General features: G+C 71.3%; 24 protein-coding genes and 1 pseudogene. 15 read left to right on the top strand and 10 right to left on the bottom strand.

Annotated elements, in window-relative coordinates:
- Position 1 precedes the first annotated feature (1 nt).
- The 15 genes from mazG (at position 2) to QFW77_RS04150 (ending at position 13,004) form a co-directional block, all read left to right on the top strand.
- A complete protein-coding gene (mazG, locus tag QFW77_RS04220; RefSeq protein WP_280573050.1) occupies positions 2-838 on the top strand; it encodes a nucleoside triphosphate pyrophosphohydrolase in 837 nt (278 codons plus the stop codon).
- A gap of 52 nt (positions 839-890) precedes the next feature.
- Positions 891-1,220 carry an Mpo1-like protein gene (locus tag QFW77_RS04215; protein ID WP_280573200.1) on the top strand — a complete coding sequence of 110 codons (330 nt, stop codon included), beginning with the start codon at positions 891-893 and terminating at the stop codon, positions 1,218-1,220.
- Between the two features lie 215 nt (positions 1,221-1,435).
- Positions 1,436-2,149 (top strand): response regulator transcription factor, encoded by a 714-nt coding sequence (locus QFW77_RS04210; RefSeq protein ID WP_180678515.1) that lies wholly within the window; start codon positions 1,436-1,438, stop codon positions 2,147-2,149.
- A gap of 24 nt (positions 2,150-2,173) precedes the next feature.
- Complete coding sequence (locus QFW77_RS04205) at positions 2,174-3,445, top strand: sensor histidine kinase (protein WP_280573049.1); 1,272 nt, start codon at positions 2,174-2,176, stop codon at positions 3,443-3,445.
- Between the two features lie 93 nt (positions 3,446-3,538).
- Positions 3,539-5,062, top strand: a complete 1,524-nt coding sequence (locus QFW77_RS04200) for an efflux RND transporter periplasmic adaptor subunit (RefSeq protein WP_280573048.1) — start codon at positions 3,539-3,541, stop codon at positions 5,060-5,062.
- Complete coding sequence (locus tag QFW77_RS04195) at positions 5,059-5,769, top strand: ABC transporter ATP-binding protein (RefSeq protein WP_280573047.1); 711 nt, start codon at positions 5,059-5,061, stop codon at positions 5,767-5,769. The genes QFW77_RS04200 and QFW77_RS04195 overlap by 4 nt, the downstream gene beginning before the upstream one ends.
- Positions 5,770-5,881: 112 nt before the next feature.
- Positions 5,882-7,117 (top strand): ABC transporter permease, encoded by a 1,236-nt coding sequence (locus tag QFW77_RS04190; RefSeq protein ID WP_280573046.1) that lies wholly within the window; start codon positions 5,882-5,884, stop codon positions 7,115-7,117.
- Between the two features lie 83 nt (positions 7,118-7,200).
- A complete protein-coding gene (locus QFW77_RS04185) occupies positions 7,201-8,214 on the top strand; it encodes an isoaspartyl peptidase/L-asparaginase family protein (protein WP_280573045.1) in 1,014 nt (337 codons plus the stop codon).
- Positions 8,215-8,251: 37 nt separating this feature from the next.
- A complete protein-coding gene (locus QFW77_RS04180; protein WP_280573044.1) occupies positions 8,252-8,896 on the top strand; it encodes an RNA polymerase sigma factor in 645 nt (214 codons plus the stop codon).
- Between the two features lie 25 nt (positions 8,897-8,921).
- Positions 8,922-9,299, top strand: a complete 378-nt coding sequence (locus QFW77_RS04175) for a VOC family protein (protein WP_280573043.1) — start codon at positions 8,922-8,924, stop codon at positions 9,297-9,299.
- A gap of 237 nt (positions 9,300-9,536) precedes the next feature.
- The gene (locus QFW77_RS04170) at positions 9,537-9,917 is read left to right on the top strand and encodes a diacylglycerol kinase (protein WP_280573042.1); all 381 of its coding nucleotides are present in this window, start codon (positions 9,537-9,539) and stop codon (positions 9,915-9,917) included.
- Between the two features lie 44 nt (positions 9,918-9,961).
- On the top strand, positions 9,962-10,744 hold the full coding sequence (locus tag QFW77_RS04165; protein ID WP_280573041.1) for a TerC family protein: 783 nt from the start codon (positions 9,962-9,964) through the stop codon (positions 10,742-10,744).
- A 31-nt stretch (positions 10,745-10,775) separates the two neighbouring features.
- A complete protein-coding gene (gene lgt, locus QFW77_RS04160; RefSeq protein WP_280573040.1) occupies positions 10,776-11,693 on the top strand; it encodes a prolipoprotein diacylglyceryl transferase in 918 nt (305 codons plus the stop codon).
- Positions 11,693-12,487 (top strand): thymidylate synthase, encoded by a 795-nt coding sequence (locus QFW77_RS04155; RefSeq protein WP_280573038.1) that lies wholly within the window; start codon positions 11,693-11,695, stop codon positions 12,485-12,487. Before lgt ends, QFW77_RS04155 begins: the two co-directional genes overlap by 1 nt.
- A gap of 25 nt (positions 12,488-12,512) precedes the next feature.
- On the top strand, positions 12,513-13,004 hold the full coding sequence (locus tag QFW77_RS04150) for a dihydrofolate reductase (RefSeq protein WP_280573199.1): 492 nt from the start codon (positions 12,513-12,515) through the stop codon (positions 13,002-13,004).
- Positions 13,005-13,014: 10 nt separating this feature from the next.
- Here the strand turns inward: QFW77_RS04150 and QFW77_RS04145 are convergent.
- The 10 genes and pseudogenes from QFW77_RS04145 to QFW77_RS04100 all read right to left on the bottom strand — a co-directional run.
- Positions 13,015-13,839 (bottom strand): annotated as a pseudogene (locus tag QFW77_RS04145) (symmetrical bis(5'-nucleosyl)-tetraphosphatase); the annotation flags it as partial.
- An 80-nt stretch (positions 13,840-13,919) separates the two neighbouring features.
- Positions 13,920-14,303: a Co2+/Mg2+ efflux facilitator ApaG/CorD gene (gene apaG / locus QFW77_RS04140; RefSeq protein ID WP_280573037.1), complete on the bottom strand. Its 384-nt coding sequence runs from the start codon at positions 14,301-14,303 to the stop codon at positions 13,920-13,922.
- Between the two features lie 35 nt (positions 14,304-14,338).
- A complete protein-coding gene (rsmA, locus tag QFW77_RS04135; RefSeq protein WP_280573035.1) occupies positions 14,339-15,148 on the bottom strand; it encodes a 16S rRNA (adenine(1518)-N(6)/adenine(1519)-N(6))-dimethyltransferase RsmA in 810 nt (269 codons plus the stop codon).
- Complete coding sequence (locus QFW77_RS04130; RefSeq protein WP_280573034.1) at positions 15,145-15,483, bottom strand: tRNA-binding protein; 339 nt, start codon at positions 15,481-15,483, stop codon at positions 15,145-15,147. Before QFW77_RS04130 ends, rsmA begins: the two co-directional genes overlap by 4 nt.
- Entirely contained in the window at positions 15,480-16,475 is a 996-nt protein-coding gene (pdxA, locus tag QFW77_RS04125; protein ID WP_280573033.1) for a 4-hydroxythreonine-4-phosphate dehydrogenase PdxA, read from the bottom strand. Before pdxA ends, QFW77_RS04130 begins: the two co-directional genes overlap by 4 nt.
- A gap of 1 nt (position 16,476) precedes the next feature.
- Complete coding sequence (locus tag QFW77_RS04120) at positions 16,477-17,793, bottom strand: peptidylprolyl isomerase (protein WP_280573032.1); 1,317 nt, start codon at positions 17,791-17,793, stop codon at positions 16,477-16,479.
- A complete protein-coding gene (lptD, locus tag QFW77_RS04115) occupies positions 17,790-20,189 on the bottom strand; it encodes an LPS-assembly protein LptD (protein ID WP_280573031.1) in 2,400 nt (799 codons plus the stop codon). The genes QFW77_RS04120 and lptD overlap by 4 nt, the downstream gene beginning before the upstream one ends.
- A 214-nt stretch (positions 20,190-20,403) precedes the next feature.
- The gene (locus tag QFW77_RS04110; RefSeq protein WP_280573030.1) at positions 20,404-21,339 is read right to left on the bottom strand and encodes a histone deacetylase family protein; all 936 of its coding nucleotides are present in this window, start codon (positions 21,337-21,339) and stop codon (positions 20,404-20,406) included.
- Positions 21,336-21,890 (bottom strand): cob(I)yrinic acid a,c-diamide adenosyltransferase, encoded by a 555-nt coding sequence (locus QFW77_RS04105; protein ID WP_280573029.1) that lies wholly within the window; start codon positions 21,888-21,890, stop codon positions 21,336-21,338. The genes QFW77_RS04110 and QFW77_RS04105 overlap by 4 nt, the downstream gene beginning before the upstream one ends.
- A gap of 21 nt (positions 21,891-21,911) precedes the next feature.
- The gene (locus tag QFW77_RS04100; RefSeq protein WP_280573028.1) at positions 21,912-22,499 is read right to left on the bottom strand and encodes a hypothetical protein; all 588 of its coding nucleotides are present in this window, start codon (positions 22,497-22,499) and stop codon (positions 21,912-21,914) included.
- Positions 22,500-22,539: the final 40 nt, after the last annotated feature.

The raw sequence follows: 22,539 nt of genomic DNA, 5'->3' as shown, positions 1-22,539 counted from the left end.
GATGACCGAAAGCGCGAACGACATCCACCGGCTGCTCGAGATCATGGCGCGCCTGCGCGACCCCGACGGCGGCTGCCCGTGGGACCTCGAGCAGACCTTCGCCAGCATCGTTCCCTACACCGTGGAGGAGGCCTACGAGGTCGCCGACGCGATCGACCGCGGCGACATGGGGGCGCTCAGGGACGAGCTGGGCGACCTGCTGCTGCAGGTGGTGTTCCACGCGCGGATGGCCGAGGAGGCGGGGGCGTTCGCCTTCGCCGACGTGGTGGACGCGATCTGCGCGAAGATGGTCCGCCGCCACCCGCACGTGTTCGCCGGGGCGTCGGTAGAGGACGCCGAGGCGCAGACCCGGGAGTGGGAGGCGCACAAGCGGCGCGAGCGCGAGGCGCGCGGCGAGGCCGATCGCTCCGCCCTGGCCGGGGTCGCGCGCGGACTGCCCGAGTGGCAGCGCGCGGTGAAGCTGCAGAACCGCGCCGCGCGGGTCGGGTTCGACTGGCCGGGGCCGGCGCCGGTGCTTGCCAAGCTGGAGGAAGAGCTGGCCGAGGCGCGGGTGGAGTTCGAGTCGCTGGCGGTGGCCCCGGAGGATGCGGGCGCGCGCGACCGGCTGGAGGAGGAGATCGGCGACCTGCTGTTCGTCGCCGCCAACCTGGCGCGCCACGCGCGGGTGGACGTGGGCGGCGCGCTGCGCCGCGCCAACCTCAAGTTCGAACGCAGGTTCCGGGCGATGGAGGCGCTGGCGGCCGCGCAGGACCGCCAGCTCCAGGACATGCCGCTGGCCGCGCAGGAAGCGCTGTGGCAACGCGTCAAGCGCGAGGAGCAAGACCCGGGCGGCGGATGAGTCCGGCCTGGCCTGCGGGTTTGTTCGCCGCCGCGGCACGCGCCATCATGGGCTGCACCCATGGGCCCGGGAGAGACGCACGCGCCGCTTCGCAAGCTTCCGCGAGTTCTATCCGTTCTATCTCGGCGAACACGCCAACCGGGTGTCGCGGCGGCTGCATTTCGTCGGCAGCTGCGGCGTGCTGGTGCTGGTCGCGGTGGCGCTGTGGCAGCGCAACGGCTGGTGGCTGTTGGCGGCGCTGGCCTGCGGCTACGGCTTCGCCTGGGTGGGGCATTTCTTCTTCGAGAAGAACCGCCCGGCGACCTTCCGCCACCCGCTGTATTCGTTCCTCGGCGACTGGGTGATGTTCAAGGACATCCTCATCGGCAGGATCCGTTTCTAGGTCGGGCGCGCGGCTCCCGGGCGGGCGCCAGCCGGCCCGTTCCGGCCCCGCCGCGAGGGCGCCCTTCCACCGGCGCCACGGGCGCCGGTCGCTGGCAAACCCGGCGGCGCACCGCGCCGCAACGACTTCTTCACGAGCCCTGCACCGCCAGACCGGCATCCTTCACAAAGCTGAAGCCCCCCTTCTTTTCAACCCCTTTGTGGATCGGAGCCAGTATGCGTGGAACCCAGGAACCGGGCGGTCTCATCCTGATCGTCGAGGACAACCGAAACATCTCCGAAATGGTCGGCGAGTATCTCGAGGGTCGCGGCTTCGAGGTCGACTATGCCGCCGATGGCCTGGATGGCTACCGGTTGGCGTCGGAGAACAGCTACGACGTGATCGTGCTGGACCTGATGCTGCCGCGGCTGGACGGCATCGAGGTCTGCAAGCGCCTGCGCGAGGAGGCCCGCAAGTCGACCCCGGTGCTGATGCTGACCGCGCGCGACACCCTCGACGAGAAACTCACCGGGCTCGGCTCGGGTGCCGACGACTACCTCACCAAGCCGTTCGCGATCCAGGAACTGGAAGCACGGCTGCGGGCGCTGATCCGCAGGGAGCGCCGCCAGGTCGGCTCCGAGGTGCTGAAGGTCGCCGACCTGGTGCTCGACCCGGCCAGCCTGCGCGCCACCCGCGCGGGGCAGGAGCTGCAGCTCTCGCCGATCGGCCTGAAGCTGCTCACCATCCTGATGCGCGAATCGCCACGGGTGGTCAGCAGGCAGGAGATCGAGCGCGAGATCTGGGGCAACAGCCTTCCCGACTCCGACACCCTGCGCAGCCACCTGTACAACCTGCGCAAGACCATCGACAAGCCGTTCGACCGGCCGCTGCTGCATACCGTGCAGAGCGCCGGCTACCGCATCGCCGACATCGAGCAGTCGCCGGCCTGACGCCGCGGTACCGATCGCACCGCGATGTCCCAGGGCCTGCCACGCAAGCTGCGCTATGCCTTTCTCATGCAGGCGGCGCTGGCGAGCCTGGCGATCGTGGTGGGCATCACCGTGGCCTGCGCGTACGGGCTGGAGGTGCTGATCAACGCCAGGCTGGACGCCCAGGCCGAGGAGTTCTGGGCCGGCCGTGCGGCAGACCCGGATTTCCTGCCCCCGGCCACCTCCAACTCGGAAGTGCATTTCGTGCCGGCGGGGGCCGCGGGCGCCACGCTGCCGGAGGCCCTGCGCCGGCTGCCGCCGGGCTATCACCAGATGCCGGGGTTCGACCGCAACGTGCTGGTCCAGCAGACCGCGGCCGGCCGCCTGTACGTCGACATGTCGTTCGCCTATCCCAAACGGGTGCTCTGGGGCGGGGCGCTGGCGTTGATGCTGGCGGGCATGCTGGCGCTCTACCTGGTGACCTGGCTGACCTACCGCACCTCGCGGCGCCTGATCGCGCCGGTCAGCTGGCTCGCCAGCCAGGTCGCGCACTGGGAGCCCGACGGCGACGTCGCCGGGATCCTTGCGCCCGAGCGCATTCCCGGCGACGTCGGCACCGAGGTGCGCCAGCTCAGCGGCGCGCTGGTCGACCTGTCCGAGCGGGTGCATGCCTTCGTGCGGCGCGAACGCGATTTCACGCGCGACGCCAGCCACGAACTGCGCACCCCCCTGACGGTGATCCGGGTGGCCACCGACATGCTGCTTACCGACCCGGAGCTGCAGCCGCGGGCGTTGCGCTCGCTGCAGCGCATCCAGCGCGCCAGCCGTGACATGGAAGCGGTGATCGACGCGTTCCTGATCCTGGCGCGCGAGGCCCAGGTGGCTCCGGAGAGCGTCGAGCTCGACGTGCGCGAGGTGGTGTTCGAGGAGGTGGAGAAGGCCAGGCCGCTGCTCGCGGGCAAACCGGTGGATCTGCGCGTCACCGGCACCGCCACGCCGCGGCTGCACGCGCCGCCGCGGGTCCTGGGGGTGATGCTCGGCAATCTGCTGAGCAACGCCTGCGTGTTCACCGAAGCCGGCAGCGTCGAGGTCGAGGTCGCCCCCGATCGCCTGGTGGTGCGCGATACCGGGATCGGCATGAGCGCTGAAACCCTGGAACGCGCCTACGATCCGTTCTATCGCGCCGACCAGTTCGCCAGCGGCAAGGGCATGGGGCTGTCGATCGTGCGCCGGCTCGGCGAGCGTTTCGGCTGGCCGGTCGCGCTCGAGAGCGTGCCCGGCCGGGGCACCACCGCGGTGATCCGGTTCGGCGGCTGAGGCGGCGGGGCGGCGTTCACCCGCGGTTGCGTGGCCTGTCAACGCCGGGCAGGCGCCGTGCGTTCCCGCCTAGACCCTACGGACCAGGACCTCATGAGCCAGCCCCGCAAACCCGCGCCCGCGCGCAAGACGAAACCCGGACTCCCGCGTCGCCTCGCGCTGCTGGCGCTGGCGGCGGCGGTCATCGCCGCCGGGGCCTGGGCCTGGCTGCAACGCGGCGACGAGGGGGGCGAGGGCGCCTGGCGCACCACCGTGGTCGAGCGCGGCGACATTCGCGTGGTGATCTCGGCCACCGGCACGCTCAGCGCGACCTCCACGGTGGTGATCGGCAGCCAGATCTCGGGGCAGGTCACCGACGTGCTGGTCGATTTCAACGACCAGGTGCGCAAGGGCCAGCTGATTGCGCGCATCGACCCGAGCAGCTACCAGGCGCAGATCGACCAGGGCAACGCACAGGTGGCCAGCGCCCGTGCCGCGCTGGCGCAGGCCGAGGCGACCCTGCGCAACGCGGAACTCGACCACCGCCGCAAGGCCGGGCTGGGCGAGCGGCAGCTGGTCGCGCGAAGCGATGTCGACCTGGCGCGTTCCGCGCTCGACCAGGCGCGCGCCCAGGTCGCGTCGGCGCGCGCGCAGATCCGCCAGCAGGCCGCATCGCTGCAGACCACCCAGGTCAACCTCGACCGCACCGAGATCCGCTCGCCGGTCGACGGGGTGGTGCTCACCCGCACGATCGAACCCGGCCAGACCGTCGCTGCCAGCCTGCAGGCGCCGGAGCTGTTCACCATCGCCGAGGACCTCGGCAAGATGCAGATCGAGCTCGCGGTGGACGAGGCCGATATCGGCCAGGTCGCCGAGGGCCAGGCGGTCACCTTCACCGTCGATGCCTTCGCCGACCGGCGCTTCCGCGGCGAGGTCCGCCAGGTGCGGCTGTCGGCCACCGACACCAACAACGTCATCACCTATCCGGTGGTGGTGAGCGTGGACAACGGCGACGGCACCCTGCTGCCCGGGCTGACCGTGAACGCCGAGATCGAAGTCAGCCACCGCGACGACGTGCTGCTGGCCTCCAATGCCGCGCTGCGCTACAAGCCCTCCGACGCCCAGGCCGCCGCGCTCCAGGCGCCGCCGGTGCGGGCCGGCGGCGGCGCGGTCGAGGGGCTGGCGCGGCTGGCCGGGACGATGGAGCTCACCGCCGCCCAGCGCGAGGCGTTCGATGCCGCCATCGCACAGATCCGCCAGCGCGCGGAGGCGCGCCGCGCCGCCGCGCCGCAGGGCGGCGGCAGCGTGTTCGGCGGCGGTGGCGGCGGCATGCGCGTGATCGGCCCGGGCGCCGGCGACGGCAACATCCAGGCGCAGATGCGCCAGCGCATGCTGCAGCGCTATCGGCAGGATTTCGCCGCCTTCCGCGACAGTCTCGACGCCGGCCAGCGCCAGCGCTGGGACCGCGAGCTGGTGGCGCTGGCCGGGGCGCGATACGCACCAGTGTACAAGCTGGTCGACGACAGGCCGCGGGCGGCGATGGTCCGTATCGGGGCCAGCGACGGCAGCAACACCGAGATCTCGGGCGAGGTGGCCGAAGGCGACATCCTGATCACCGGCGAACGGGCGGACCCGTGAGCGGACAGGTCCCGGTGATCGAGACCCAGGGCCTCGGCAAGGTGTATTCGCCCGGCACCGAGGCCGAGGTGGTGGCGTTGCGCGATGTCGACATCAGCATCGCTCGCGGCGATTTCGTCGCCATCATGGGCCCGTCCGGGTCCGGCAAGTCGACGCTGATGAACCTCATCGGCTGCCTCGACACCCCGAGCGCGGGGACCTACCGCTGCGACGGCATCGACGTGTCGACGCTCGACGCCGAAGAGCTGGCGGTCCTGCGCCGCGACAAGATCGGCTTCGTCTTCCAGGGTTTCAACCTGCTGCCGAGGATGAGCGCGCTGGAGAACGTGGCGATGCCGCTCGGTTACGCCCGGGTTCCGCCCGACGAGCGCAGCGCGCTGGCCCACGAGGCGCTGGCCGCGGTGGGCCTGTCCGAGCGCGAATCTCACCGTCCCAGCGAGCTCTCGGGCGGCCAGCAGCAGCGCGTGGCCATCGCCCGGGCGCTGATCAACCGGCCCCCGATCCTGCTGGCCGACGAACCCACCGGCGCGCTGGACTCGCGCACCGGCGAGGAGATCCTGGCACTGTTCGGTCGGCTCCGCGAGGACGGCCACACGGTGGTGATCATCACCCACGACCCCGAGGTCGCCGCCCATGCCGGGCGGGTCCTGACGATGCTCGACGGCGAGCTGCGTGAAGAGCCGCGATTGGTGATTGGTGATTCGTGATTGGCCAAGTGCATGTGGCCGTATCCGATCACGCCTCTTCCTCGCCCCATGGCGCCGCACGACCATCCATCCATAGCCAGCCGCCAATCCCCCAATCCCCAATCACAGCCCCATGACCTTCACCGACATCCTCCGCACCGCCGTCTTCGCCCTGCGCGGCAACTGGATGCGCAGCGCGCTCACCTCGCTGGGCGTGATCATCGGCATCGCCGCGGTGATCGTGATGGTCTCGGTGGGGCAGGGCACCCAGTCGGAAATCGACAAGCTGGTCTCGGGGCTAGGTTCGCAGCGGCTCGACATCTCGCCGGGCTCGCGGCGCGGGCCGGGCGGTGCGCGGATGAGCGCGAGCAGCTTCTTCACCCTCACCGAGGGCGATGCGGAAGCGATCCGCAGCGAGATTCCCGAGGTGCAGTACGTGTCCGGTTCGCTGCGCGGCAGCGCCCAGGTGGTGTTCGCCGAGAACAACTGGGCGGCGACCTGGCAAGGCGTGGAGCCGGACTACTTCGAGATCAACGCCTGGCGGCTGGCCGAGGGCCAGCCGTTCGAGCCGCAGCACTATACCGGCGCCGCCAAGGTGGTGATCCTGGGCGAGACGGTCCGCCGCGAGCTGTTCGGCCAGGACAGCGGCATCGGCGAGACGGTGCGGCTGGGGCGGGTGCTGTTCACCGTGGTGGGGGTGCTGGAGCCCAAGGGGCAGGGTGGCTTCGGCCAGGACCAGGACGACGTGATGATGGTGCCGATGGAGACCGGGCGGCGGCGCCTGCTCGGGGCGATGGGCCTGCCGCCGCGCGCGGTGATGCAGATCGCGCTGACCGTGCGCGAGGCCGACGACCTGTCCTACGTGCAGGGCGAGGTCGAGGCCCTGCTGCGCCAGCGCCACCGCATCGGCCCCGGCGAAGAGGACGATTTCAGCGTCCGCAACATCTCGGAGATCGTGGCCACGCGCACCGCCACCACCCGGCTGATGTCGCTGCTGCTGGGGGCGGTGGCGACGATCTCGCTGATCGTCGGCGGCATCGGCATCATGAACATCATGCTGGTCTCGGTGACCGAGCGGATCCGCGAGATCGGCCTGCGCATGGCGGTCGGCGCCGGGCCGTCCGACGTGCGCCGGCAGTTCCTCGCCGAGGCGATGCTGATCTCGCTGATCGGCGGCGCGATCGGCATCGTCCTGGGCATCGCCGGGGCGCTGCTGGTGGGACGGTTCGGGGCGCTGCCGGTGCAGCTGGACGGCCAGGTGATCGGCATGGCCGCGGGGTTCTCGATCGCCACCGGGCTGTTCTTCGGCTACTACCCGGCACGAAAGGCCTCGCAGCTGGATCCGATCGAGGCGCTGCGCCAGCAGTGATGCCGGGCGCCCGGCGCGAGAACGCTGCCGCGTGTCGCCCTTTCCCGGCTCCGGTATCCTCGGGGTTTTCGCGGAGCCGACGCATGCGCATCCTGTCCCTGCTGCTCCTGGCCGTGGCGGCCGCCACCGCGGCGGCCGCCGACGACCCCGCGCCGCGCGTCGCCCTGGTGGTGCACGGCGGCGCCGGGGTGATGGAGCGGGACGCGCTCGGCGCGGCCGAGGAAGCCGCGATCCGCGCCGACCTCGACCGCGCCCTGGATGCGGGCCACGCGCTGCTGGCCGAGGGCGGCAGCGCGCTGGACGCGGTGCAGGCGGCGGTGCGGGTGCTGGAGGAATCGCCGCGGTTCAACGCCGGCAAGGGGGCCGTGTTCAATGCCGAGGGACGGCACGAGCTGGACGCTTCGATCATGGAGGGGCATACCCGCCGCGCCGGTGCGGTCGCGGCGGTCGCCACCGTGCGCAGCCCGATCTCGCTCGCGCGCCGGGTCATGGAGCGTTCCCCGCACGTGATGCTGATCGGCGCAGGGGCCGAGCGCTTCGCCGACGATCACCCGGATCTGGAGCGGGTGCCCAACGACTGGTTCGACACGCCGCTGCGCCGCGAGCAGCTCGAGCGGGCGCGGGCGCGCGAGGCCGCGGCCGGTCGCAGCGCCGCCGGCCGGCTCCCGGCGAGTCGTTACTTCGGCACCGTCGGCGCGGTGGCGCTGGACGCCCAGGGGCATATCGCCGCGGCCACCTCCACCGGTGGCATGACCAACAAGAAGTGGGGCCGGGTGGGCGATTCGCCGGTGATCGGTGCCGGCACCTGGGCCGACGCGCGCTGCGGCGTGTCCGGCACCGGCTGGGGCGAGTACTTCATCCGCAATGCCGTCGCCCACGACATCTGCGCGCGCGTCGCCTACGGCGGCGCGACACTGAGCGAGGCGGCCGGAACGGTGCTGATGGACGTGCTCCCGGCCCACGGCGGCGACGGCGGGGTGATCGCGCTGGACGCCGACGGGACCATCGCCATGCCGTTCAACACGCCGGGCATGTACCGCGGCTGGGTGAATCCGGACGGCAGCCGCGGCACCGCGATCTTCCGCGACCCCGACTGACATGGCGGGCGTGTGCGCCGCGGCGGCGCCCGGTCCGGTGTCGGACCGGCCCGGTCTGCCCGACCCGTCCACCCTGCGCGCGCTGCGCGCGCAGGCGCGCCGCCTGAGCCGCTGCGATGCCGACGCCGAGGACCTGCTGCAGGATGTCCTGCTGGTCGCGCTGCAGGCCCGCCGCGCCGATCCGGCGTGGCTGTCGGGGGTGCTGCGGCGGCAGGCGGCGCTGGCGGTCCGCACCGCCGTGCGCCGCCGCCGGCGTGAACGCGCGGCGGCCGGCCCCCTGGAGTTCGGTCCCTGTCCGGGGGACGGCTCCGAACCCGAAGCCTGCGCGACGCAGCTGCTGGCGAAGCTGCCGCCGGCCTCGCGCAGGGTCGCCGAACTCGCGCTCCACGGCCTGGGCGCCCCCGAGATCCGCTGGCTGCTGGGCGTCCCGGAGGCGGCGTTCCGGCAGCGCGTGGCGATGGTTCGCAGGACCGTCGCGGCGCTGCCCCCGGAATTGCGTGGCGCGATCCGCTCGCTGGCGGAGCCCCCGGTGGGTGGCGGCCGGCCGCGTTCGGGGCCGCTGCGCCGCGCGCTGAAGGCGGCCATGCGCGGCATCGCGGCGGTGGGGACCCACGATCCCGACGGTCATCTGCTGCTGGTGGACCGGCCTGCTCACGTTCCGGCGCCCGGCGGCAACGGATAGACGGGACCAACAGAGGAGATCCCCGATGCTCGCACAGGCCAAGCTCGAAACCGTGGTGTTCTTCGTTTCCCGTCTCGACCGCGCGGTCGACTTCTATCGCGACACCCTGGGCCTGGCGGTGTCCGCGGTCGAGGGCCACGACGGGACGTTCGCGACCGCGCAGGCCGGGGCGGTCTGGCTGGTATTCATCCAGCGGGAGGCGCGGCCCGGCGAGTCGCCGGTAGTGGTGTTCAGCATCGACGGCGGCATCGACGACTGCGCCCAGGCGCTGGTCGCCAAGGGCGTCGAGATCGTGGTGCCGGTGAGCGAGGCGCCGGACGGCGGGCTGTCACTGGATTTTCTCGATCCGGACGGCAACGTGTTGAGCCTCTACCAGTCCGCCGCGGCGCCGCGGAGCGGCTGAGCGGGGACGCCGACAGTGAATCAGCCGCCGGCGCGGGTGGCAACGCGCGCCGGCGCGCCACGCCGGACGCACCCGGCGGTTGTGGCAGAATGGCGCCATTCCGGCCTGGCCCGACCCCGATCCCGATGCAGCCGATGCCCCTGTCAGCCCCCACCGGCCTTCGCGCCGCCAGCCGGGGGACCGCCCGCCCGTCCGACACCACCGGCCGTGACGCGTCAGGCGGCTGAAGACGCCGCCATGGCCGACGAGTACGGGCACCTGCCGCGCCGGCCGGGGCGGGTCTACAAGGCCACCATCTGGTCGCTTCAGGGGCTGCGCGCGGCCTGGCTGCACGAGTCCTCGTTCCGGCTGGAGGCCTACCTGCTGGGGGTGCTGGCGCCGCTGGCGCTGTGGCTGGGCGGCAACGGCCTCGAGCGCGCGATGCTGCTGGGCAGCTGCCTGCTGGTGCTCGTGGTCGAGCTGCTGAACTCGGCGATCGAGACGGTGATCGAACGTTTCGGCCCGGAACGCCACGAGCTCGCCGGTCGCGCCAAGGACATGGGTTCGGCCGCGGTGTTCGTGGCGATGCTCAATGCCGGAGCCACCTGGGCGCTGATCCTGCTGCCGCGCTGGGTCTAGCCGGTCGCGCCACGCCAAGCCAACCCATCGAGGAAACGCAACGCATGCTGGAATTGCTGACCGACCCGCAGGTATGGATCCTGCTGCTGACCCTGAGCACGATCGAGATCGTGCTGGGCATCGACAACCTGGTGTTCATTTCCATCGCGGTCAGCAAGCTGCCGATGGAGCGGCGCGAGTTCGCGCGCAAGTTCGGCATCGCGGTGGCCTGCATCACCCGCATCGGGCTGCTGCTCACCCTGGCCTGGCTGGCGCGCCTGACCGACGACCTGTTCGCGCTGTTCGGCCAGGGGATCTCGGTGCGCGACCTGGTGCTGATCCTCGGCGGCGTGTTCCTGGTGGTCAAGGGCGTGCTGGAGATCCGCGAGCAGGTGGGTGGGGACGAGGACCATGGCGACGGGGTGGGAGGCAAGGCCGCCGCGGCGTCGTTCGGTGCGGTGATCGCGCAGATCGCGGTGATCGACATCGTGTTCTCGCTGGACTCGGTGATCGCGGCGGTCGGCATGGCGGCCGAGTACGTACCGGTGATGGTCGCTGCGATCCTGATCGCGGTGGCGGTGATGCTGCTGGCGGCGCAGCCGCTCGGGCGCTTCATCGACGCCAACCCGACCGTGAAGATGCTGGCGCTGGCGTTCATCGTGCTGATCGGGCTGTACCTGATGGCGGAAGGCTTCGAGCTGCATATCCCGCGCGGCTACATCTACGGGGCGATGGGGTTCTCGGCGCTGGTGGAGTTGCTCAACCTGTGGGCCAAGCGCAACGCGATGCGTCGTGCCGGCATCGAGCCGCCGCCGGTGGACGAGCCGCGCCGGCCGATGCCGCGATGAGCGCGCGTCGAACGCCGGGAGCTGCCGGACCATGACCCATCTGCACCAGATCGACCCGGTCGCGATCGCGTTGCCGGCCTTCGAGCTGTTCGGCCGCAGCTTCCATCCGCAGGTGCACTGGTACGGCATCATGTACGTGCTGGCATTCGCGGTGGCCTGGCTGCTGGGGCGTAGCAGGATCCGCGCCGGCCGGCTGCCGGGCGTGAGCGAGCAGGCGTTCGGCGACCTGATGTTCTACGGCATGCTCGGGGTGATCCTGGGCGGCAGGATCGGCTACGTGCTGTTCTATGCGTTCGGGGATTTCGTGGCCGACCCGCTGATGCTGCTGCGGGTCACCGAGGGCGGCATGAGCTTTCACGGCGGCCTGCTCGGGGTGCTGATCGCGGCCTGGCTGTGGGCGCGCCGGCAGGGCCTGCACTTCTTCGACCTGATGGACTTCGTCGCCCCGCTGGTGCCGCAGGGCCTGGGCTTCGGGCGCCTGGGCAACTACATCGGCGGCGAGCTGTGGGGCAAGCCGACCGGCGGCGACTGGGGAGTGGTGTTCCCCGCCAGCCTGCCCGATCGCTATCGCGGCCTCGACGCCGATGCACTGCGGCGCCTGCACGAGTCCGGGGCGCTCGATGCGTTCGCGCGCCACCCCTCGCAGCTCTACCAGGCGCTGCTGGAAGGGCTGGTGTTGTTCGCGGTGCTGTGGTGGGCGTCGCGGCGCCCGCGCGCGCGTTACTTCGTGTCCGGGCTGTTCGCGCTCGGCTACGGCGTGTTCCGGTTCGCGGTGGAATTCGTGCGTGAGCCGGACGCGCACCTCGGCTACCTCGCCTTCGGCTGGTTGACCATGGGCCAGGTGCTGAGCCTGCCACTGATCGCGCTGGGGCTGTTCCTGCTGTGGAAGTCGCGCGGTGCGCCGGTGCTGCAACCGCAGCCGGGCGCGGCCCCGGCGGGGCGGGGCTGATGCGGCAGTACCTGGAGCTGTTGCGGCACGTGCTCGAACGGGGTGCGCAGAAGGCCGACCGAACCGGCACCGGCACCCGCAGCGTGTTCGGCTGGCAGATGCGCTTCGACCTGGCCGAGGGGTTCCCGCTGGTCACCACCAAGAAGCTGCACCTGCGTTCGATCGTGCACGAGCTGCTGTGGTTCCTGAAAGGCGAGACCAATATCGGCTACCTCAAGGACCACCGCGTCTCGATCTGGGACGAGTGGGCCGACGCCACGGGCGAACTGGGCCCGGTGTACGGCAAGCAATGGCGACGCTGGACCGGGACCGATGGCGTGGAGATCGACCAGATGCGCTGGGTGCTCGAGGAGATTCGCCGCAACCCGGATTCGCGCCGGCTGATCGTCTCCGCCTGGAACGTCGCCGACCTGCCGCGGATGGCGCTGATGCCCTGCCATGCGCTGTTCCAGTTCTACGTGGTCGACGGGAAGCTGAGCTGCCAGCTCTACCAGCGCAGCGGCGACATCTTCCTCGGCGTGCCGTTCAACATCGCCAGCTACGCGCTGCTGACCCACATGGTCGCGCAGGTCAGCGGCCTGGGGGTCGGCGATTTCGTCCATACCCTGGGCGACGCGCACCTGTACTCGAACCACTACGCGCAGGCGCGCGAACAGCTGGCGCGCGAGCCGCGGCCGCTGCCGAGGCTGCGCCTGAATCCGGCCGTCGAGGACCTGTTCGGTTTCGCCTACGACGACATCGCTTTCGAGGGCTACGATCCCTGGCCGCCGATCAAGGCGCCGGTGGCGGTGTGAGCCGGCGGGTGCGGCAGCGGTGAGGATCGCCCTGATCGCCGCCATCGACCGCAATCGCGCCATCGGCCGCGGCAACGCGCTGCCCTGGCGCCTTCCCGACGACCTGAAGCGGTTCAAGGCGCTGACCCTGGGCAAGCCGGTGCTGATGGGGCGCCGGACCGCCGAGTCGCTCGGGCGAGCGCTGCCGGGGCGCCGCAATCTGGTGATGACCCGCGGCACGCGGGCGCCGTTCGAGGGGATGGAGGCGGTGGGCTCGCTCGACGCTGCGCTGGAACGCGCGGCCGAGGAAGCCGCGGCCGCGCTGGCGGTGATCGGCGGCGGCGAGATCTACGCGCTGGCCCTGCCGCGGGCGACCCACCTGCACCTGACCCATGTCGACACCGCGGTGGAGGACGCCGACGCCTTCTTCCCGGCATTCGATCGCGCCAACTGGAGGATCGAAGCGCGCGAGGCGCACCCGGCGGACGCGCGGCACGCCCACGCCTTCGAGTTCGTCGACCACGTCCGCGCCCGCTGAGCGGAATTCAGCCCGGCGGCTGGCGCCCCGGCACCTGCACCACCCGGAGTTCCTCGCTGTCCAGCTGCAGCGCGGTGAGCCGGCCGCCCCAGACCGCTCCGGTGTCGAGCGCATGCACGCCCAGGCCGATGAACAGGCCCAAGGTGGACCAATGCCCGCAGACGATCCTCAGATCGCGCTCCTCGCGGCCGGGGACCTCGTACCACGGATACAGCCCCGGCGCCTGCGTGCCCGGCGCGCCCTTTTCCTCGACGGCGATGCGACCGCGCGGGGTGCAGTAGCGCATCCGGGTGAGGATGTTGATGATGGCGCGCTCGCGCTCGATCCCGCGCAGGCCCGAGTGCCAGTCCGGGCGGTCGCCGTACATGTTCTTCAGCAGCTTGCGGTAGCCTTCGCCGCGCAGCCGCTGCTCGACCTCGCGGGCGTGAGCCTCGGCCATCCGCGTGGTCCACTTCGGCGCCAGCCCGGCGTGCACCATCATCCAGCCGAGCTCGCGGTCCGCATGCACGAGCGGGCAGCCGCGCAGCCAGTCCAGCAGCACGTCGCGATCTTCGGCGAACAGCACCCGCTGCAGGTCGGGATTGACCCGGCGCTGCTGCGCCTGGTCGCGCTCGGCCACCGCCAGCAGCGACAGGTCGTGGTTGCCCAGCACCACGCGGCAGTGCGCGCGCAGCGAGTGGACCAGGCGCAGCGTTTCCAGGGACTCGCCCCCGCGGTTGACCAGGTCGCCGCAGAACCAGAGCGTGTCGGCGGCCGGATCGAAACGGATGCGCTCCAGCAGGCGCTGGGTCGGCCCGAGGCAACCCTGCAGGTCCCCGATCGCCCACACGCTCATGCCGCGGCTCCGGTGCGAAGCCGGCCTGTCTGGCGGCGATCGGGCAACGGCGCGGCGCACTCCATAAGCGTCGGCGGGCCCTAGTGGAGGGTATGCGGCATGGAGAGGGTGAAGGGCGGGATCGGCGCATCGAACCGGGTGCCGTCGTCGCCGACCATGTCGTAGCTGCCCTGCATGCTCCCGACCGCGGTCTCCAGCACCGCGCCGGAGGTGTATTCGAACTGCTCGCCGGGCTCCAGCCGTGGTTGCTGGCCGACCACGCCCTCGCCGCGAACCTCGTCGACCTTGCCGTTGCCGTCGGTGATGATCCAGTGCCGACGCAGCAGCTGCGCGGGACATCGGCCGAGATTGCGGATCCGGATCGTGTAGGCGAACACGTAACGGTCGCTTTCGGGTTCCGACTCCTCGTCGAGAAAGCGCGTGGCGATCTGGATCTCCAGCGTGTAGTCGGGAATCTCTTCCATGCAGGCAGTGTAATGGCCGCGGGTGAAGGGTTCGACTACCGAGGAGGACAAACGTTCGCGAGTCGGACGAATGCGGCCACTTCCAGCTGTTCGGCGCGCGCCGCGGGGTCGATGCCGGCGGCGGCGATGGCGTCTGCGTCGCAGACCCCCGACAGGGCGTTGCGCAGGGTCTTGCGGCGCTGGCCGAACGCCGCCCGCACCACCGCCGCGAACATGGCCTGGTCGGCGATGCCGGTCGAAGCGGGCGCGCGCGGCAGCAGCCGGACCACCGCCGAGTCGACCTTGGGCGGTGGCCGGAATGCCCCCGGTGGCACGTCGAACAGCGGCAGCACCTCGCAGCGGGCCTGCAGCATCACGCTCAGGCGGCCGTAGACCTTGCTGCCCGGGCCGGCGGCCATGCGCTCCACCACCTCCTTCTGCAGCATGAAATGCATGTCCCGGATCGCACCCGCGTGGTCCAGGGCATGGAACAGGATCGGCGAAGAGATGTTGTAGGGCAGGTTGCCGACCAGGCGCAGCGGCGGACCGCCGCCGGCCATCTCGCCGAAGTCGACGGCGAGCACGTCCGCGCGAACGATCGTCAGCTCGCCCAGTCCCTCGGCCGCGGCGGCGAGCGGCGCGACCAGGTCCCGATCGAACTCGATCACCGTCAGCGCACCGTGCCGGCGCAGCAGCGGCAGGGTCAGGGCACCGCGGCCGGGACCGATCTCCACCAGGCGGTCGCCCGGCTTCGGATCCACCGCCTGCACGATGCGCTCGATGTACGCGCGTTCGTGCAGGAAGTGCTGGCCCAGCGATTTCTTGGCCCGGCCGAAGCCGGCCGCTGCCGGGTCTCCGGCGCTCACAGCAGCCGGGTGCCCGGCGGCACCTCGTGGTCGGGCACGCAGAGGGCGACGCGGCCTTCGCTGTCGTGGAAGCCGGTGATCAGGCATTCGGACATCAGCGGGCCGATCTGCTTGGGCGGGAAGTTCACCACGCCCACCACCAGGCGACCGACCAGTTGCTCGGGCCGGTACAGCGCGGTGATCTGCGCGCTCGAGCGGCGCACGCCGATCTCGGGGCCGAAATCCACCTTGAGCACATAGGCCGGCTTGCGCGCCTGCGGAAACGGTTCGGCCGAGAGCACCCGCCCGACCCGCAGCTCCACCTTCATGAAGTCGTCCCAGGCGATCTCGTTCATCGTTGCTGTTCCCGTGTACGGCGCACACCGGCGATCCGCGCGCAGGCGGCGACCGCGGCAAGCATGCTGGAAGGATCGGCGCGGCCGCTGCCGGCCAGGTCGAGCGCGGTGCCGTGGTCCACCGCCACCCGCGGGTAGGGCAGGCCGAGGGTCAGGTTCACCGCCTGCTCGAAACCGCTGTACTTGAGCACCGGCAGGCCCTGGTCGTGATACATCGCCAGCACCGCATCGGTGGCGGCCAGCCGCCGCGGCAGGAACGCGGTGTCCGCCGGCAGGGGGCCGTCCAGGCGCATGCCCTCGGCGCGCAGCCGTTCGAGTACCGGGGCGACGACCTCGATCTCCTCGCGCCCCAGGTGGCCCTGCTCGCCTGCGTGCGGGTTGAGCCCGAGGACCGCCACCAGCGGGTCGTCGATGCCGAAATCCCCGCGCAGCGCCGCGTGCAGGATCCGCAGGGTGCGCTCGAGCCGCTCCCCGTCGAGCGCGTCGGCGACGGCGCGCAACGGCAGGTGCGTGGTCGCCAGGGCCACCCGCATGAGCGGGTTGGCCAGCATCATCACCACCTCGCAGCCGGCGTGGGCCGCGAGCAGTTCGGTTGTGCCGGTGTAGGCGATGCCGCCGGCATTGATCGTGGCCTTGTGCACCGGTCCGGTGACCATGCCGTCGTACTCGCCCGCCATGCAGGCTTCGGCGGCCATGCGCAAGGCGAGCACGACGCTGCGGGCGTTGCGCGGATCCGGGCTGCCGAAGGCGGCTTCCGCGACGTTGGGCACCTCGACCAGCCGGACCCCGTCGTCGCCGAGCTGCGCGCGATCGGCGCGGCTGTCGTGGAAGGTCAGCGCGGTGCCGAGCACTCGCGCGGCGCGGGCCAGGGTGGCGGCTTCCGCGAAGACCACCAGATCGGCGTCCGATTCGCGGCGCAGCGCCGCGACCGCGAGTTCCGGCCCGACGCCGGCCGGCTCTCCCGGGACCAGCGCAAGGCGCGGACGGCGCACGTCAGCCGCCAGCGTCCGCGTCGGGCGCGGAGGCGCCGGTCCGGATGTCGACGAAGGCCTCGCCGCGCATCTGCCGCAGGAAGCGGTCCCACTCGTCCTCGAGCTTGCGCTGGCCGATGGCCTCGCGCACCTGGGCGCGGCGGTTCTCGTTGCCGCTGGCGCTGGCCTGGCGCGAACCGATGCGCTGTACCACGTGCCAGCCGGCCTGGGTCTTGAACGGCTCGGAGATGGCGCCGTCCTCGAGCGCCGCGACCCGGCCGCCGAATTCCGGGCCGAACTGCTCGGCCGTGAACCAGCCCAGGTCACCGCCACGCTCGCGCGAGGAGGCGTCCTCGGAATGCTCGCTGGCCAGTTCGGCGAAATCGGCGCCGCCGGCGGCGCGGGCGCGCAGCGTCTCGGCGCGCGCACGGGCCGCTTCGTCGCCGGTCTGCGCATCGGTGCGGATCAGGATGTGCCGCGCCTGGTACTCGGTCACCGTGCCGGTGGCGGCGCTCTCGCGGGTGGATACCAGCTGCAGCAGCTGGAACCCGCTCGGCCCGCGGATCGGCCCGATCACCTGGCCGGGCTGCAGGTTGCGGATCTGCCCGGCGAAGGCGGCCGGAATCTCGTCCAGGCTGCGCCAGCCGAGGTCTCCGCCTTCGAGTGCGTTGGGGCTGTCCGAATAGCGCACCGCGGCGGCGGAGAATTCCATCTCGCCGCGATCGAGCAGGCCCTTGATGCCGTCGATCTTCTGCTGTGCGGTGGAGATCTGCTCCGGGGTGGCGCCGTCGGGCAGCGCGACCAGGATGTGGGCGAGCTGGTACTGGGTGCCGCCGCCGGCCTGCGCCTCGAGCGCCGCGTCGACCTCGGCATCGCTGACCGAGATGCTGCTCTGGGCGAAGCGCTGGCGCAGCCGCTGGATCATCAGCTCCTCGCGCAGCGAGGAGCGGAAATCGGCGAACGACATCCCGTCGTTCTCGAGCTGCTGGCGCAACTGCTCGGTGGTGAAGTTGTTCTGCTGGGCGATGTTGGCCACCGCCGCGTCGACCTCGGCGTCGCCGACCCGCACTCCGGTGGCGGCGGCGCGGTCGGTCTGCAGGCGGACCAGGATCAGGCGCTCGAGCACCTGGCGCTCGAGGATCTCGCGCGGCGGCAGCTGGTCGCCGCGGTCCCCGTACTGGGCCAGGATGTTGGCCACCGCGCGATCGAGCTCGCTCTGCAGGATCACGTCCTCGTCCACCACGGCGGCGATCCGCTCGAGCGGCTGGACCTGCTGCGCCTGAGCGGCGCCGCCGAGCAGCGCAGCGGCGGCGATGAGGGAAAACAGGAGTTTCTTCATGGCAGGGGATCGATCGTTAGGTCGTCGTCGGTGCCGCCCTCGAGTTCCGATGGCGGGACGAGATAGAGGTCGTCTCGGTAATAGCCGAGAATAGCACGGCGCAACCGGCCTTCCGTGTCCGGACCGGCGGACCCTAGACCCTTGAGTTCGACCTCCAGCTGAATGGCGTTGTTGGTCTCGCCGATGCGATTGCGCACGTAGTGCCGGCCGACCAGCCGCACCGCCAGACAGCAGCTGTCCCACTGCACGCCGGCGATGCCCTCGAGCACCTTGCTGTCGCGCAGCGAGTAGTAGTAGCGCCCGACCAGGCTCCAGGCCGGGTTGAGCGGGTACAGGAACGAGAAGTCGACCTGCTCCAGCTGGGCGCGGCGGTAGCGGTAGTTGAAGTTGGCGATGCCGTCGTCGCCGATCAGGTAGCGGGTGCGCAGGCTGACCAGGTCGTCGCGGTTGATCTTCGGGTCCCACTGGTAGGCGGCGCCCATGGTCCAGCGGTCGTTGATGGCGTAGTTGGCCTGCGCCACCCAGGACGATTCGCCTGCCTCGAGCGGGTCGGCACCCGGGTTCAGGGTGACGCGGGAATCGTCGAAGTAGCGGATCTGGCCAATGCTGGCCGAGAGCTTCTCCAGCCCGTCCGACTCGCGGATCAGGCGCGTGGTCAGCGCCACCGTCAGCTGGTTGGCATCGGCTTGGCGGTCGCCGCCGGAGAAGCGGTTGTCGCGGAACAACTGGCCCCAGCTGAAGGTCATCGCGCGGGTGTCGAACAGCGGCAGGTTGTCCTGGTCGCGATACGGCGTGTTGAGGTAGAACAGCCGCGGCTCGAGGGTATGCAGGTAGCTGTCGCCGCGGAACAGGGTCTCGCGGTCGAAGAACAGGCCGGCGTCGACGCTGGCGATCGGCAGGCTGCGCGAAGGCGAGGTGTCCGGCTCCTCGCCGCCGGGCGCCAGGTTCTCCGCGAGCTGGTCCTCCAGCCGGTAGGCGGTATAGCGCCAGGCCAACGTGGGTCGGACGTACCAGGCGTCGCCTTCGATCGGGAAGGACACGAAGGGCTTGAGATCCACGCGGCTGCCACCCGGCCGAGGGTCGGGGCCGCCTGCCGTGGCGGGGTCCGCGGCGTGGCCGAAGCGGGTGGCGTCGGCGTACAGACCCGCCACCACCCCCGGCCCGAACGGCTGTTCCCAGTTCAGGAACGCGCGGGGCAGGCGATAGAAGGGCAACCGGGTCTCGGCCAAGGTGTAGTCGGCCAACAGTCGGTAATCGGCCATCAGGCCGCCGTCCCAGTAGCGCCCGCGGCCGTAGATCCCGGCACTGCTGTTGATGGTGCTGGAAGCCCCCGTGATCAGGCTGCTGCTCTGGTCCTCGATGTAGCGCGGGTCGCTGATCCAGTTGAGGCTGGCGCGCGCCTGCCAGGTTCCGTTGATGCGCTGCCGTCCCCGGTAGCGGAACATCCCGCGGTCGTCCTCGCGGCGGTTCTCCTCGCGGATTCCCTGGTCGATCTCCTCCTGGCGTCCGTCCTCCGTGAGACGGTCGGACGGCAGGTACTCGAAGTCGATGGTGCCGCTCCCGCCTTCCGCCAGATAGCGGAACTCGGTCCCCAGCAGGTAGCCGCGGCGGGTCATGATCCGCGGCTCCAGGGTCATGTCGTAGTGCGGCGCGAGGTTCAGGTAGATCGGCTGGCGGTAGTCGAAGCCGTTGCGGCTGGAATAGCCGATGGCCGGGTACAGCAGGCCGGTCTTGCGGCGGTCGTCGATGGGGAACTTGAACCACGGCATGTACAGCACCGGCACCTTGCCCACCCGCAGGGTGGCGTTGCGCGCGGTCCCGAACCCTTCTTCGAGGTCGACGTCGATGCGCCCGGCGCGCAGTTCCCACCAGCGCTGGCCGGGCGGGCAGGTCGAGTAGGTCGAGCCGATCAACGAGCCCTGGTCGCCCACCATCTCGGCGCGCTCGGCGCCGCCGTTGCCGCGGCGCTCGATCAGCTGGTAGCGCACGTTCTCGATACTGTGGGAGTCCGCCGCCTGGTCGCCGGTGAGGCGTTCGGCGACGATCCGCATCCCCGAATCCTGGTAGCGCACGCTGCCGTCGGCGACGTAGGTCGTGGTCTCGGCGTCGTAGGTGAGATTGTCGGTGGCCAGGAACTGGTCGCCGCGTCGCAACGTGGCGTTACCCTGCAGGTTGCTCTCGGCCCCGTAGACGCCGGTCAGCGCGTCGCCGCCGATCTCGGTGGGCTGGTTCTCGCGATCCCCCGGCTCGCCGACCGGCGGCGGCGCGTCCGGGAATTCGGGGACCGCGTCCTCCAGCGGGCAAAGGCGCCAGTCCTCGGGTCGCTCGTCGGCCATGGCGTTCAGGGAAAGCGCGATGCACAGCGGCAACGGCAACAGGCGGAGGACAGGGCGCACGCAGGAGTCCGGTCTGGCAAACGGCCGCCAGCATGCCGCATCCCTCGTGAAGCGGCAATTCGGTCCTCGCCATGTTTCTCCGGCGTCATGGGCTGCCTGCGTACCGCACAAGGCAGGCGGAACCGGCGCTGAACGGTGTGGCGTTGGGCGAAGGCTCCGGTGATCGCCACCGCCTCGCCACGGTGCGGGCCGGTGACCGACGACGCGTGGGGGATCAGGCGCTGCCCGGCCGGTCGCCCGCCATGGCGCGCACGTGGGCCAGGCTTCCCTCGCGCAGCGCCTGCAGGTCGTAGCCGCCTTCCAGCATCGAGACCATGCGCCCGGCCGAATGGCGCCGGGCGATCTCGCGCAGCTCGCCGGTCAGCCAGGCGTAGTCCGCGGCGTCCAGCTGCATCTGCGCGAGCGGATCGCGCCAGTGCGCATCGAAACCCGCCGAGACCAGCAGCAGCTGCGGGGCGAACGCGTCCAGTTCCGGCAGCAGGCGCTCGCGCCAGGCATCGCGGAACATGCGGCTGCCCGCGCCCGGCGGCAGCGGCACGTTGACGATATTGCCGACCCCGCGCTCGATCCTGGCGCCGGTGTCCGGGAACAGCGGGGACTGGTGCGAACTGAGATACATCACGCGCGGGTCGGCTTCGAAGATCGCCTGGGTGCCGTTGCCGTGATGGACGTCGAAGTCGACGATCGCCACCCGCGCCAGGCCGTGCGCGTCCAGCGCGTGCGCGGCCGCCACCGCGATGTTGTTGAACAGGCAGAATCCCATCGCCTCGCCGCCGGTGGCGTGGTGCCCCGGGGGGCGCACCGCACAGAAGGCGGCTTCGGTCTGGCCGCCCAGCACCGCATCCACCGCGGCAACGCCGGCGCCGGCGGCGCGCAGCGCGGCCTCGGGCGAGCCGGGCGAGAGCACCGTGTCGGGATCGAGCGGAATCGGCTGCGTGGCGCCCGATTCCAGCACCGCCTCGAGCAGCGCGGCCGCGTGCACCCGCAGCAGCTGCCCGCGGGTCGCCAACGGCGCTTCTCGCCAGCCGAGGTCGGGAAGGCCGTTGCGCAGCGCCTGGATCACCGCGCCGAGGCGCTCGGCGCGTTCGGGATGGCCGGGGCCGGTGTCGTGGCCCAGGCAGGCCGGGTGGGTGTAGAGGAAGGGCTTCACCGTCGCCGGCGTTCGTGGTTCCACAGCACTTCGCCGTGGCCGCCGGCGCGCGCCAGCACCCTGGCCAGCACGAACAGGAGATCCGACAGCCGGTTGAGGTAGCCGACCGCCTGCGGGCGCACCGGCTCCGTGCGCGCCAGGGTCACGGTGGCGCGCTCGGCGCGCCGCACGATGGTGCGGGCCAGGTGGCAGCGCGCCGCGGCCTCGCCGCCGCCGGGCAGGATGAATTCCTTCAGCGGCGGCAGGTCCTCGTTGTAGCGGTCCATGTGCCGTTCGAGGCGCTCGATGTCGCCGTCCTCGATCGCCGCGTGGCCGGGGATGCACAGTTCGCCGCCGAGATCGAACAGCTGGTGCTGCACGGCGGTCAGCAATTCGGCCACGTCGTCCGGCAGGGCGCAGGCGAGCAGCAGGCCGATCGCGGAATTGGCCTCGTCGACGGTGCCGTAGGCGGCGACCCGCGCCGAGTCCTTGGCGATGCGGCTGCCGTCACCCAGCCCGGTGCTGCCATCGTCGCCGGTGCGGGTATAGATCCTCGAGAGGCGATTGCCCATCGGCGCTCCGGCGCGTCGCGGTCAGCGTCGCGGGGCGGGCGCGGCGGCGGTGCGGCCGGGCAGCGACTGGACGAGCACGGCGTGCGCGGCGGCGGCCAGCCCGACGTAGAGGGCTGCGACGCCGAGATAGGCGGGCAACCAGTCGCTGTAGTTCTTCCACCAGCCGGCAAGATCCGGCGCGGGAACGCTGGCGCTCAGCCAGTAGAAGCTGCCCTGGGCGACGAAGTGGCATACGGCCACCGCCACCAGCAGGCTGGCGGCGCCCAGGCCCAGCGAGCGCAGGCCGACGCCGCGGTAGCGGTTGCGCAGCCACCAGCCGCCGCCCCACAGGGCCAGGTGCGCGGGCACCAGCGCCCAGTAGGCCGGCGAGACGCAGTAGTGCTGCCAGAAGCTGAGGCCCTGCGCGGTGATGACCAGCGCATCGACCAGGACCGCGAGCAGCATCAGTGCGGGAAACGCCCAGCGGGTCCAGTCCCGCAGGTAGAAGCCACCGAGGAAGAACACCGCCCAGGAAGCGTCCGGCACCGCCGCGAAGTGATGCACGCGGGTGCTGGCCATCAGGGCGGCCAGCAGGACCAGGATCAGGGCGCGGTGGGTGGTGGCGGTCATGGGCTGGTTCCTGGAGGCAGGCGGGCATTTTAGCGGAACG

It is taken from the genome of Luteimonas endophytica, assembly GCF_029887875.1.
In the GTDB taxonomy this organism is placed as follows: domain Bacteria; phylum Pseudomonadota; class Gammaproteobacteria; order Xanthomonadales; family Xanthomonadaceae; genus Luteimonas; species Luteimonas endophytica.
The sequence above is the reverse complement of the archived record's forward strand: the minus strand, read 5'-3'. Positions and strand labels throughout refer to the sequence as shown.